The 13,614-nt window shown below is 40.4% G+C and carries 11 protein-coding genes and 1 pseudogene; 8 read left to right on the top strand and 4 right to left on the bottom strand.

All coding sequences use genetic code 11. The features are described from left to right. A partial coding sequence (locus tag FJR38_RS11435) for a VCBS repeat-containing protein (RefSeq protein ID WP_168537080.1) occupies nucleotides 1–258 on the bottom strand: 258 nt, incomplete at its 3' end. An 84-nt stretch (nucleotides 259–342) separates the two neighbouring features. Continuing rightward, nucleotides 343–2,391, bottom strand: a complete 2,049-nt coding sequence (locus tag FJR38_RS11430) for a TIGR03032 family protein (RefSeq protein WP_168537078.1) — start codon at nucleotides 2,389–2,391, stop codon at nucleotides 343–345. 418 nt (nucleotides 2,392–2,809) lie between these two features. On the opposite strand from FJR38_RS11430, the gene FJR38_RS11425 reads away from it, so the two are divergent. The 6 genes from FJR38_RS11425 (at nucleotide 2,810) to FJR38_RS11400 (ending at nucleotide 6,672) form a co-directional block, all read left to right on the top strand. After that, nucleotides 2,810–3,352 carry a hypothetical protein gene (locus tag FJR38_RS11425; protein WP_168537076.1) on the top strand — a complete coding sequence of 181 codons (543 nt, stop codon included), beginning with the start codon at nucleotides 2,810–2,812 and terminating at the stop codon, nucleotides 3,350–3,352. Further along, entirely contained in the window at nucleotides 3,349–3,732 is a 384-nt protein-coding gene (locus FJR38_RS11420) for a hypothetical protein (RefSeq protein ID WP_168494172.1), read from the top strand. Before FJR38_RS11425 ends, FJR38_RS11420 begins: the two co-directional genes overlap by 4 nt. Nucleotides 3,733–3,924: 192 nt before the next feature. Continuing rightward, the gene (locus FJR38_RS11415; protein ID WP_168494174.1) at nucleotides 3,925–4,170 is read left to right on the top strand and encodes a UPF0175 family protein; all 246 of its coding nucleotides are present in this window, start codon (nucleotides 3,925–3,927) and stop codon (nucleotides 4,168–4,170) included. After that, nucleotides 4,167–4,487 (top strand): hypothetical protein, encoded by a 321-nt coding sequence (locus FJR38_RS11410; RefSeq protein WP_168494176.1) that lies wholly within the window; start codon nucleotides 4,167–4,169, stop codon nucleotides 4,485–4,487. Before FJR38_RS11415 ends, FJR38_RS11410 begins: the two co-directional genes overlap by 4 nt. A gap of 257 nt (nucleotides 4,488–4,744) precedes the next feature. Next, nucleotides 4,745–5,941, top strand: a complete 1,197-nt coding sequence (locus tag FJR38_RS11405) for a sensor histidine kinase (RefSeq protein ID WP_168537074.1) — start codon at nucleotides 4,745–4,747, stop codon at nucleotides 5,939–5,941. Nucleotides 5,942–6,024: 83 nt separating this feature from the next. Continuing rightward, the gene (locus tag FJR38_RS11400) at nucleotides 6,025–6,672 is read left to right on the top strand and encodes a response regulator transcription factor (RefSeq protein WP_168537072.1); all 648 of its coding nucleotides are present in this window, start codon (nucleotides 6,025–6,027) and stop codon (nucleotides 6,670–6,672) included. Here the strand turns inward: FJR38_RS11400 and dnaK are convergent. Both dnaK and grpE read right to left on the bottom strand, forming a co-directional pair. Further along, nucleotides 6,669–8,627 (bottom strand): molecular chaperone DnaK, encoded by a 1,959-nt coding sequence (gene dnaK, locus FJR38_RS11395; protein WP_168494182.1) that lies wholly within the window; start codon nucleotides 8,625–8,627, stop codon nucleotides 6,669–6,671. The two genes, FJR38_RS11400 and dnaK, sit on opposite strands and share 4 nt — an antisense overlap. Nucleotides 8,628–8,881: 254 nt before the next feature. Further along, a pseudogene (grpE, locus tag FJR38_RS11390) lies at nucleotides 8,882–9,626 on the bottom strand (nucleotide exchange factor GrpE). Nucleotides 9,627–10,440: 814 nt separating this feature from the next. Here grpE and FJR38_RS11385 point away from each other — a divergent pair. Next, the gene (locus FJR38_RS11385; RefSeq protein ID WP_168537068.1) at nucleotides 10,441–12,441 is read left to right on the top strand and encodes a GspE/PulE family protein; all 2,001 of its coding nucleotides are present in this window, start codon (nucleotides 10,441–10,443) and stop codon (nucleotides 12,439–12,441) included. Between the two features lie 57 nt (nucleotides 12,442–12,498). Continuing rightward, nucleotides 12,499–13,599, top strand: a complete 1,101-nt coding sequence (locus FJR38_RS11380) for a type IV pilus twitching motility protein PilT (RefSeq protein ID WP_168494190.1) — start codon at nucleotides 12,499–12,501, stop codon at nucleotides 13,597–13,599. Nucleotides 13,600–13,614 lie beyond the last annotated feature (15 nt).

Raw genomic sequence — 13,614 nt, 5'->3', positions numbered from 1 at the left:
GATGGGTGTAGAATTAGAGAGCACCCTCGTCAGTCCGAAGGGGTTGGTGGCTTCCAGGGTAAAGGTGGGAGCAGCAGCCGTTCCCGTGTTGCGGTAGAACAGGGTATCGCCGTTAGCTTCACCCACAAAAGCATCCAAGTCCCCATCATTATCAATATCGGCAAAGGTGGGTGCAGCAAAACCTCCGACATTCGTCAGCCCGAAGGGGTTGGTTACAGGTGATGAGAATTGTGGATCTGTTGTTTCTACTGGTGGCATAATTAGTTTTCTCCAAAATGAATTCAAAATAAAATAGATGTGGGAAATATCCCCCCTAGCCCCTTAATAAGAGGGGAATAGGAGTCAAAGTCCCCCTTGTGAAGGGGGATTTAGGGGGATCAAAGATTTACTCGTCTGTCGTACTTCCCCTAACCCAGTTAAATAGGGAGTCAGGTGTCGTTCAACAAACTGCAACAAACGGGGATAATGGTGGGAAACCGAACCCGTCAGATAGGGAACACCACTGTTAACTTGACGACGTATCGCTTCAGCTAACAGAGAAATCCCTCGCCCCCGCTTCTCAAAAGGTTCAGCAATTGAGAGAGTGGTGTAGCGAATTGTGTCAGGTGCAACCCGATGGGTGAACACCCAACCAATTACCTCCTCCCGATAGCGTAATCCCAAGCTATTTAGGGGTTCTAAGCGGTGTGATTCCACAGCACGGGGCAGGGCTAAACCTGCATCTAGCCAAGGAAACACCTCAAAGACTGGAGGTAGGGGAAACTTGTTTAACCAGGGGGCTTGGGCAATTTTTTCTGTAGCGGTTTTGCCTAGCACCATGTTGGTTTGATGGGGTTGCCAATGTAGCTTTTGCAGTAGCGGGTCTAAAGCTGTATTGGTAATTGTATTGGTTGAATAGCTGAGGACGATTTCTTCACATCCCTGTTGTGACAATTCTCGTTCTAAATAAGCCACTAACCTTGTGCCAATCCCTTGATGACGGTATTCGGGTAACACAAATAGGGAGATCATTTCGGCTTCTTCTGAGCTTAAACGTTCGGCGATCGCAAATCCCACAATTGCCCCATCTACAGAAGCAGAAAGCCCCGTTAATTCCCCTTGGGGTGGTTGGGTTTGCCAGCGTTTTTCTAAACTGGGATAGGTGAGATGATTGTAGGTGAGGGCATTGCTAGTATTGAGGTGATACACCCGTTGGTAACGGATTTTATCCCCCATAACTTCCTTAATCAAAGGGATTGGTTCTTCTTCTGTGGGTAATGCCGTGCTAGGTTGGGGTAAACCCGCAATAGGAGGTTTTGCGCCCTTACTGGGACGTTTGGCAGTGGGTTTGGTGGTGACAATGCCGCCACTGTTGGGAAATGTGACTAGACGCTGTATTTCTTCTTCTTGTAAGCCAATAAGTTGGGGTTGTTGCACTCCGGGCAGAACTACCACATCAAATAGTTCTTCAATTACGCTCTGAAAATATAACCAGTGCAGGGGTTCACCTGTTTTCAGGTCAATTACCATTAACCCAGATTGGGGGCGATTTCCCTCAGACATAAGGCGTTTTTCTAGGGTTAAGCCGGTAAAACTCTGGGAACGTAATTGAGATAGTCCCACAAAGGCGAAGTTTTGCCAAAAGGCTAACCCGCGCACAAATCCAGGACAAAAGGTGATGGGATGGAATTGTTGATCTTGGATGTAGCCAAATTCCCCTGTGCCGGAATTGAGTAACCACAATTTCCCCTGATACCACCGGGGAGAATGGGGCATTGATAAGCCTGTGGCGATAATTTCGTTCTGCTTAACATCAATCACGACTCCCCCATCGTGGCGATGATTTCGCCAGCCGGCGGCGGTATCTGTGGTACTACAGGCGGTGACATAAGCGGGTTTTTCTTCTACCATCGCTAACCCATTCAGATGACAACGATCTTCAGCGACGAGTTTGGAAATAAAGGGCGGTTGCCAGATGGGTACAAAACTGTAATCCGGGCTAATTGTGGCTAAACAACTAAAATCGGTGTTGACAAAAATTAGTTTTCCGGCATTGTCTAATGCTATTTCATGGGCGTTGACATCTCCAGTGGTGTAAGCGGTGTGGGGGACATAGAGGCGATCTGTTTCCTGTGATTTTTCCCCACTATCCAGGAGATTATGGAAATCCCAGATTTGGTAACGGGTGGTCATGTAGAGACGATTTGCTGCTACACATAGTCCCATTGGTTTGTCGAATAGTCTTTCGTGTAGTTTCAGTCTGCCGTTAGCTTGGCCACTGACGAAAAAAAGGCGGTTAGTTTGGTAGGTGGTAAAGGCTAGACTGAGGTTTTGCTGTTCCAGCCAGGAGGCGAAATCCTGGGAAGCTGTAATTTGTAAGGAAGGGGCGGAATTTGCGGTGATTGTTGACATTGATTAGTATATGTTTTGTTTTTATTTATTAAGTATTAATGCCTATGCAAAAAATCCCAGATTGGCGCGGTAATGCCTCTGTGGGGAAGTCAGCGAAAATTTAAACTTGATGAATTTCTTGATTTAATGATCTGTGTCGTTCATTATATTTCGATAGTTATAGCGATCGCATCGGACATTGATCTAGTCTTTGACTAGGATCATGATCCTATATAAGTAGAAACTATGAATGGGAATAAACGAATAAATTCGCCTACGCCTTACCCCCCTCAACCCACGCCACTTGCTCTACTACCCAGAAAAAGAGCGAAAAAGATAGCAATTAATGGTGATAGAATTGGTAATAGATTCTTAAATTGATGATTTCTAATTATTAAGTGTGATGTAAATTTTACAAGATTAAAATATTGATTAACTGATGGCTTCAAATTCTAAAAAATTAGTAATTACGAAACTACAAAAAGGATTACCTGCTATTACTCCAGCTTTTGGTGCGACATTAGCAGAAGCCTGTGCTGTGTGTTTACATAACCAAAGTTATAATCAAGGTATTGAACTCACTGTTAAAGGAGAATTTACAACTTTTTTTAACCTATATTGGCAAGAGGTAACAGACCAAATGCTACGCTGTTGGAACGATAATGAATATACTACAGAACAGGCAGCTTATGGAATTGCCTTTTTAATTATACAAGAACTTACAGACTATACAGTTATCGAACGTTCGCGCAGGGGAACAGGATTTGATTATTGGTTAGGTAAAAAAGATGATAACAATGAGTTACCATTTCAAAATGCAGTACGATTGGAAGTTTCTGGTATTCGTAAAGGTGAAAACAACCGAATAAAAGCTAGAATCAAACAGAAACTTGAACAAGTTAGCCCCACAGATGGTACTCTCCCTGCTTACATTGTGGTTGTTGAATTTAGTAATCCTTTAGTATTTATAGTAAAAAAATGAGTCAGATTCAAGAATTACATCAACAAGCTATGGATTTAGCCGAAATGGCACAAGTTGCTAAACTTAAAAGTAACTTAGATTTAGCTTGTAAATTATCACGAGAAGCATTTGAAAAAGAACGGTTAGCAGCAGAATTAATTACCAATGATTGTGCAGCAGAACCAACCCGTTCGATATTATATCGTAGTGCAGCAACCTTAGCAATTGATTGTGGAGAAATTCACAGTGCGGAACATTTAATAGCAGTTGCATTATCAGGAAATCCACCAATTGAAATTGCGGAAGAACTGAAAGATTTATTTGTACAAATTAACATTCATAAATATTTTGCTCGTCGGGGTGTTATATTTGATGAAGCAAAACTTCAGATTTTGAGTTAGTGCTGAATTAGTAAATCAAGACTTAGCGAAAGCACAAGCGTGGGCGAAAATAGATACTGCACGTCAGCGTTATTTAGGTAAAACTTTTAGTGACAGTGTTGAACTTTTGCGTGAGGATCGAAACTCTTGAGTAAATTTGTAGTAGATGCGAAAAAGCTATAATAATAATTTGAACGAGGGAAAAATATAACCATGACTATTCTAATCTCTGATGATATTATTCAAGCAACGAAAATGACAGAAAGTGAATTAAAGCTAGAAATAGCCATTATGCTTTTTGAAAAAGATAAAATTAGCATCGGAAAAGCTCGTCGTCTAGCGGAAATGAATGTACTTCAATTTCAAAAAGAACTAGCTCAACGTAATATTTATATTCATTATGATGTGGCTGAATTAGAAGAAGATATTAAAACTTTACAAGAAATGGGAAGATTATGATTATAATTAGCGACACAACTTCCCTTACCAATTTAGCCGCAGTCGGACATCTTGAACTATTACATCAACTGTATGATCAAGTGATTATTCCTCAAGCTGTTTATGATGAAATAGTCAATGTTGGCTATTTAGTTCCGGGGACAACAGAAGTTCAAAATTTATCTTGGATTAACGTTCATTTAGTAAGTAATAAAAATCAAGTTAATGAACTTTTAAACGAGCTAGATTTTGGAGAAGCTGAAGCAATTGTTCTTGCTTTACCTCTACATAAATTAAATCGAAATAAATTAAATCGAAGTGCTATATATAATTATTAGTTATGAATCGAAAGAGAAATGAAGTTTGACCAAATGTCTTATTAAGTGATATTACTTATTTACAGATCAACTTCAACTTCTAATCTAATCCATCAATGAATATTCTCCCTATTATTCTTAGTATATGCGTTGGGGTTTGTCTCTATGTGGGTATATTACACATACTGATTGGCTGGCAGGGATTACAACCGGCACTTCATATCTGCTTTGGTTTATCCAGTTTGTCAGCCTGTAGCTATATCCTGGGCATAATAGCTATGTATCAATCTACAAATATAGAAAACTATATCTATGCCAGAAAATGGGTATCTGGGTCAGGATTCATCTTTACAGTTTTTCTGACCTGGTTTGCCACTATATATACTAATTTTAAGCCATTGCGTCTAATTTTGGTGCTGAATAGCCTTTACCTATTTTATTTTTTGATCAACTTAATTTCTCCTGCTGGTATTTCCTATTCCCATATCAGTCAGCTATCAAATTTTTCTTTACCTTGGGGTGAGTTAATTGCTTATCCAGAAAGAACAACAATCAATCCCTTGATTAGATTCCAATTTCTCGGTTTAATTAGTATTGCTATTTTTATATTGTATGCCTGTTATCGTCAATATCTACGCGGTGAAAAGCAAGCAGCAATTAGTCTAGCTGTTAGTACAGGAATATTACTAGGAGTGGGTGTACATGATCGCCTTATAGATTTCAGGGTGTTCAAATCTGTGTACTTAGCTCAATTTGGGTTTATGTCCTTTGTTTTGATTATGAGTCTACGTCTAATTAAAGAGTTATTTCAATCAGTCAAATTGCGGCAAAAATTACTAGAAAGCGAACGTCTACGAAAAATTGCGGTAGAAGAGGAGCGAAATCGTTTAGCGCGGGATTTACATGATTCAGTATCGCAGACATTATTTTCTGTGGCTACAATTGCCGAAACTGTACCCAGAGTATGGCAACGTCATCCAGAAATAGCCCAAGAGAAATTAGAGGAACTTGCCCAACTGACACAGGGGGCATTAGCAGAAATGCGGAGTTTACTGGTAGAGTTGCGACCTAGCGGGTTGAGAGACAAATCATTAGGTGAATTACTAAAACAGTTAACTAAAGCAGTTCAAGGACGGGCAAAAATTCAAATTATCACTACAGTAACGGGAGATCAACCTTTACCAGAAGAGGTAAAACTGGTATTTTACCGTGTTACCCAAGAAGCACTTAATAATATTATTAAACACGCCCAATCTACCCAAGTAGATGTCACTTTTCAAGGCAATTCAGAGTATATGAAATTATGTATTAGTGATAATGGCTATGGGTTTGATGTTAAAGATATACCATTGGGTCATTTAGGCATAGAAATTATGAAAGAACGCGCTGAGTCTATTAGTGCTAATTTCCAGTTAGAAAGTTATCTAGGAAAAGGTACAAAGATTATATTAACTTGGTTAATCAATGGTAGGTAATTAAGAATTAATAAAAATATTACAAATACTAACAGTAAAGAAGATACTATTTTAACAGCATTTTTAATACTCAGGGTGTCGAAATGGCAAAAGATCAATTAATCAAACCCATTCGAGTCATCACTGTTGATGATCACGAAATCCTCAGAGGTGGGATTAAATTTTCTTTACTAGCCTTTGATGATATTGAATTAGTAGGTGAAGCACGTAATGGTAAAGAAGCAATACATCTGTGTGCAGAGTTACAGCCAGATGTGGTATTAATGGATTTGATGATGCCGCAAATGAATGGAGTCCAAACCACAAGAGTTATTAAGAATAATTATCCAGAAATTCAGGTTTTGGTATTAACCAGCTTTGTAGAAACAGAAATATTACAAGAAGTAATGGAAGCTGGAGCGATTGGTTATTTGCTCAAAGGTGCGTCAATTGATGAATTAGCGGATGCTGTGCGATGTGCTGCTGCTGGTTTCTGTAAAGTAGCATCAGAGGCTCTTGTGGCATTATTTCAACAACCTCAATCTTTATCTCAACCTGTCTATAAATTGACTAAACGACAGGAAGAAGTGTTAGCATTATTGAGTTTAGGATTGACTAATGAAGCGATCGCCCAAAAGTTAAAAATAAGTCCTTCTACTATTAGACATCATGTGACACAGATCCTCAATAAATTAGGGGTAGAAAACCGCACTGAGGCTGCAACAAAAGCAGTGCGAGTTAGATGTTTCTAATCTATTGTTTCATAATCAGCTTGTGCGTTATTTTCTTCATCAAAATCAAAACTAAATTGTGGTACTTGTGAGCTATCGGCGGTTGGCTGATGTTCTTCGATCACAGTTATTTCTGTTAAGTCTTCAGATCCTGGTTCCTCATTAGTAGCCTGTTTGTAAACATCTGCACCAATAGCAAATAGAGTTTGTTGGAAATCATCTAAAAGAGTTTTAAAGTTAGTTGGGGACATATTCGGATTACTCATTGCTGTTTGTAGTAGGTCAACTTTTTCATTAGCCTTAACTATCAACTGTTCACTGAGTAAATTGCGGTTATCCCGTAATGTTGAAGCATAACTGAACAAGAGGTTATCAGCTTGGTTTTTGAGTTCTACTAATTCTTTACGTCTTTGATCTTCTTCGGCAAACAACTCAGCCTGTTTCCGCATCTGCTCAATCTCATTATTGCTCAAACCACCTGTACTAGTAATGCGGATGCTTTGTTCCCTACCTGTACCTTTATCTTGAGCGGCAACTTTGAGGATGCCATTGACATCAATTTCAAATGCTACTTCAATCTGTGGGACACCACGAGGTGCAGGAGGAATGCCACTGAGTAGAAACTTGCCCAAACTTTTGTTATCTTTTGCCATTGCCCGTTCTCCTTGGAGAACGTGAATTTCCACGGATGTTTGTCCGTCTACGGCTGTAGAAAATATTTGAGATTTACTAGTGGGAATGGTGGTATTACGTTCAATAATTTTTGTAAAGACTTCTCCTAATGTTTCAATTCCTAAAGATAGGGGTGTGACATCTAAAAGCAACAGCGTATCTAGTTCTCCACCTAAAACTCCGGCTTGGATGGCTGCACCTAAAGCTACAGCTTCATCTGGGTTAACGGAACGATCTGGGGCTTTACCATTGAAAAACTTGATTAAAGCGTTTTGTACGGCAGGAATGCGGGTAGAACCACCAACCAAAATAATCCGATCTATATTTTGGGGTTTGAGGTCTGCATCTTTGAGGGCTTGGATCATTGGTTCGATAGTCCCCTCGATTAATTTCCCTGTCAGTTCTTCAAATTGAGAACGACTGAGTTCCATTTCCAGATGCTTTGGTCCTGTGGCATCAGCACTGATAAATGGCAGATTAATGGAGGTGCTAACCATGCTGGATAGTTCAACTTTGGCTTTTTCTGCTGCTTCTCGTAGTCGTTGCAGAGCCATTTTGTCTTGGGTAATATCTATTTTCTCTTCTGCTAGGAATCGCTCTACCATCCAGCAGACAATGGCATTATCAAAGTCGTCTCCCCCTAAGTGGTTATTGCCACAGGTGGCTTTAACTTCAAAAACTCCGTCTCCTAGTTGGAGTATGGATACGTCAAATGTCCCTCCTCCTAAATCAAATACTAAGATTAATTGCTCTTGGTCTTGTTTGTCTAAACCAAAAGCTAGGGCGGCGGCGGTGGGTTCATTAATAATTCTTAATACTTCTAAGCCAGCAATAGTCCCAGCATCTTTGGTGGCTTGTCTTTGGGCATCTGTAAAATATGCTGGTACGGTAATTACGGCTTTTGTAACTGTGTCACCTAAGAAATTTTCTGCGTCCTGCTTGAGTTTTTGCAGCACCATAGCGGATATTTCTTGGGGTGTGTAGCTACGTCCGCGAATCTGGACATCAACGGTATCATCTCTACCCTTGATGCAGTTATAAGGGACGCGATCGCGTTCTATTTCTGTATCTTCCCAACGACGACCAATAAATCTTTTGATACTGTAGACTGTGTTTTCGGCATTGGTTACAGATTGTCGCTTTGCTAGTTGTCCGACTAAGCGATCGTTACCTTTCCCAAAACCCACAATACTAGGAGTAGTCCGTCCTCCTTCGGAATTGGCAATCACTATTGGTTGCCCAGCTTCCAACACGGCGACACAACTATTAGTAGTTCCTAAATCAATGCCGATAACTTTTCCCATACGTAAAGTCTTTGAGTTAAATATTTTACCGTAACTATTCGCCAGCGATTTTGTGTTAGCTACAGGCTACAAATTTAATAGCCAAATTTATGCAAGTTTTATTATAAGCGATTATACACATAGAGGTTATTGTTTTAAATAAATCCTCGACATTATTTATCTGAATAACTGAAATTTTGGGAGCAGGGGGCTGTGAAACTTGAGCTAAGTGTCAACAGCCCTATCCTGGGTAAGAGATAAAATCCTGGCTCTGGTTAACTGTTGTCTTGGCTAGATTGATCTTCTGGTGTAGAAGGGGCATCTTCTTTGGGAGCAGCTACTTTCACCATGGCATGACGAAGTACGCGATCGCCAAAATAATAACCGCGAACTAATTCTTCTAACACCGTTCCTTCTGGATGTTCATCTGTCGGTTCTCGCATCACTGCTTCATGCAAATTAGGGTCAAATTCTTGGCCTTCAGGTCGCATAGGTGCTACGCCTAACCGTTTCAGACAATCTACCAACTGTTTATAAACCCCTTGATAACTCTTATGAATTGTCATTTCGCCTTCGCTTTGGGGTTTGAGGTGCGCTCGCGCTCTCTCAAAATTATCAACTACAGGCAGCAATTCCGTAATTGTGTTTCGCTTTACCTGTAAGTCCAGTTCTTCTTTTTCTTTGGCTGTGCGTTTGCGATAATTCTCAAAATCTGCGGCAATCCGCATATACTGAGTGCTACGTTCTTCTAATTGTACTCTGAGAGATTCAATTTGTTGAGTCAACTCTGACAAAGCAGCGATATCAACTTCGGGCTGGGCTGTAGCGTCGCCATTTTCTTCAGTGAGTATAGTATCTCCCTGTTCATTCATTGGGGTTGCTACTTGCTCAGTCACCTCGCTGCCAAGTTCGTTGGAGTTAATTTCGGATGGGGAGTCGCTTTTCATTGCTTTGCTATACCTCTATTGGTTCGCCCAATTGCTGGCTTATATAGTTTACCTGTTTATTTTCGTTTACCATTATCTACTCATTTCCGATGGTTTTAACAGCAGTAATTTCATTACCAACATTTGGAGGAAGTGATATCACTGTCATCCTATTGTGACAAATGGTCAATCACAAGAGATACAAACAGAAATTTAGGCAAAATTCCCGAAAAATCCACTTTAAACCCTATTGAATATTACCTGTTGCGTGTTACCTCATACCCCAATTATAAAAATTTTTACGTAGAAAGGTTGTTGACTAGAATTTAATAAGGTATCAATGAGAATTATCTACCACAGTATGGGAATACTTAAATAAGAGGTTCTCCTACCCTAACCCAATTGCTTGTCAGTAACCCAGCCCTAAAGGAACTGGGCTTGCAAGAGTAATCAAGCAAGCCATACTGACCAGACCACCCTGAGCTTAGTCTTATGGTAGCCGTTATTTGAGTCACGACACCTTGGAATGCGTAGCCCCTTCGGGGTTCAGCAGTCGCTCATGGGGGAAACCCCCAAGACCGCGCTGCTTCACTAGTTCCCCGCTCTGTCGCTTGTGATTAAACAGTTCTAAGGTCACTGGAACAGTGTTGCAAGCCTAACAAGCTCTGATAACTGGTCGAAGCTAACATTACCCCAGAAATGGGAGGCTCTTTGGAGCAATACATTATGCGTACAGAGTTGGGAAATTTGAATCGGTAATTGTCCCGTTGAAAGTACATCACAAAAGTACCCCGAATTGACCAACTCCAAGGCGGTAATGAAAAAGTATTCAAGGCGGTTACAACCGCTCGTGCCTGTTTCCATCTCAGGGCTAAAGCCTCTGAGTTTCCCACTTACCGTGTATTCTTATGACTTACTCATCACCACAACGGCGCAGCACGGCTCTAACCACAAGAACAGAGTTTTCGCCATTCGGTAATAAGCTAGTGCAAGCTGGCTATGTCAATAATGAACAGATGAGGCAGGCTGTAATTGAAAGCCGCAAGTCTGGGAGACCACTGACAGAAGTATTAGAGTCAATCACTGGGCGACAATTATCACCTGAGTTTGTCAGGGAATACAAAAAACAACATTTATTTGAACTCAAAATTCTCTACGGTGTTGAGTCTCTTGATCCGGAACTCAACCAAATTGAAACAGCAAATGTGGGGACTTTAATTCAAACTCTCATCCCTGTTGATATCTGTCGCCGGCATCATTTAGTACCATTGTCCAAAAATGATACCCAAAATCCACCTTATGTATTGGTGGCGATGGTTGATCCAGATAATCTAGAAGCATCTGATGATCTCAATCGGATTTTGCGTCCCCAAAGCTTGGCGTTGCAGCGCATGGTAATTACCCAGGAAGATTACCAACAAATTATTAATCAATACCTAGATGAACAAGCTGCACGACAAAAAATTCTAGAACAGCAAAAAAGCTTTGACGTGACTAAGGCTTTAAATGATCTAGACAATCAGGATATGGAGGAAGTTACTGATAATGATGTTGATTTAGATAATCCAGGTCAGGATGCTAATGATGCACCAATCATTAAACTTGTCAATAAAATTCTGCTAAAAGCTTTAAATGAGGGTGTTTCGGATATTCACATTGAACCCCAAGAAGAATATTTACGGGTTCGTTTCCGAAAAGATGGAGTATTGCGTGAGGCATTTGAAAATATGCCGAAAAAAATCATCCCCGCGGTAACAGCCCGGTTTAAAATTATTTCTAACCTAGACATTGCTGAAAGGCGTTTACCACAAGATGGACGTATCCGCCGCATATTTGCCGGTAGAAAGGTGGATTTCCGGGTAAATACCCTCCCTAGTCGCTATGGAGAAAAGGTTTGTCTGCGGATTTTAGATAACTCCTCCACCCAATTGGGTTTGGATAAGTTAATTACTGATCCAGAGACTTTGAATATAGTCAAGGATATGGTTAGTAAGCCCTTTGGATTGATTCTAGTCACAGGTCCGACTGGTTCAGGTAAAACCACTTCCTTGTATTCAGCACTATCAGAAAAGAATGATCCGGGGATTAATATCAGTACCGTAGAAGATCCGATTGAGTATAGTTTGCCAGGGATTACTCAAGTACAGGTAATTCGGGAAAAAGGGTTAGATTTCTCAACAGCATTACGGGCTTTCTTGCGTCAAGATCCAGACGTGCTACTGGTAGGAGAAACACGAGATAAAGAAACAGCCAAAACAGCCATTGAAGCGGCATTAACAGGTCACTTAGTATTAACTACCTTACACACTAATGATGCACCTGGAGCGATCGCTCGCTTAGGAGAAATGGAAATCGAACCTTTCATGGTTTCTAGTTCTTTGATTGGGGTTTTAGCACAACGTCTAGTTCGTCGGGTTTGTTCTGAATGTCGTATTCCCTATACTCCCACTACTCAAGAACTAGCTCGCTATGGTCTATCAGCTTCCCAAGAGGCTCAAGTAACTTTCTACAAAGCCAACATTATCCCACCGGAGGAAATCTCTAGCAATCAAAACCTTTGTCCTAAATGTAATGGGATTGGCTACAAGGGACGTTGTGGTGTTTATGAAGTAATGCGAATTACTGAAAATTTACAAACCCTCATCAACCAAGCAGCACCCACAGAAAGGATTAAAGAAGTAGCTGTTGAAGAGGGGATGAAAACCTTACTAGCATACAGTTTAGACCTAGTACGTCAAGGTGCAACCACCTTAGAAGAAGTAGAACGGGTAACATTCACCGATACTGGTTTAGAAGCTGAATTAAAAGCCAAACGGAAAAGTGGACTAACTTGCCGGACTTGTAGTGCAGAATTACAACCAGAATGGTTAGATTGTCCTTACTGTATGACACCTAGATTTGCAGATTAGCAACGCATTTTTGGGTTGAGAGTTTTAATTTTTATTTAATGAAAATGGAGCAAGATTATGGAAATGATGATTGAAGACTTGATGGAACAATTGATTAATATGGGTGGCTCAGATTTGCACCTATCTGCCGGTTTACCCCCTTACTTTCGCATCAGTGGACATCTTACACCTATTGGCGACCACAGTCTTACCTCCGATGAGTGTCAAAGGTTAATTTTTAGTATGCTCAATAATACTCAGCGCAAAACCTTAGAACAAACATGGGAATTAGATTGCTCTTACGGTGTCAAGGGATTAGCACGTTTCCGAGTCAATGTTTATAAAGAACGTGGTGCTTATGCTGCTTGTTTACGAGCATTAAGTTCTAAAATTCCTAACTTTGAAAAATTAGGTTTACCAGATATAGTCCGAGAAATGTCGGAAAAGCCAAGAGGACTAATTTTAGTTACAGGTCCAACAGGTTCAGGTAAGACTACGACTCTAGCGGCAATGATTGACTTAATTAACCGCACGAGGGCAGAACATATACTAACAGTTGAAGACCCCGTTGAATTTGTTTATGAACCAATTAAAAGTCTAGTTCACCAACGCCAATTAGGGGAAGATACAAAAAGTTTTGCTAATGCCTTAAAAGCAGCTTTACGGGAAGATCCTGATATTATTCTCGTAGGAGAAATGCGGGATTTAGAAACTATTTCTTTGGCAATTTCCGCAGCAGAAACAGGTCACTTGGTATTTGGTACATTACACACTAGTTCTGCTTCACAAACTGTTGACCGGATTATTGACGTTTTTCCCTCAGAAAGACAAACCCAAGTGCGTGTACAACTGTCTAACTCTTTAGTAGCAGTTTTTAGTCAAACTTTAGTATCTAAGAAAAATCCTAAACCCAATGAATATGGTCGAGTAATGGCTCAAGAAATCATGATTATTACTCCGGCTATTTCTAACTTGATTCGGGAAGGAAAAACAGCACAAATTTATTCAGCTATTCAGACTGGTGGTAAGTTGGGAATGCAAACTCTAGAGAAAGTTTTAGCTGATTTATATAAAGCAGGAACTATTTCTTTTGAAGCAGCAATATCTAAAACTTCCAAACCAGATGAAGTACAGCGTCTAATTGGTGCAACAGCCCCAGCAGGAGCTAAATTACGTTAAATAGGGAATAGGGAA

Origin of the sequence: Anabaena sp. UHCC 0253, assembly GCF_009712085.1 — a bacterium.
Classification (GTDB): Bacteria; Cyanobacteriota; Cyanobacteriia; order Cyanobacteriales; family Nostocaceae; genus Dolichospermum.
Note: the sequence above shows the minus strand (reverse complement) of the source record. Positions and strands in the feature narration are given on the sequence as shown.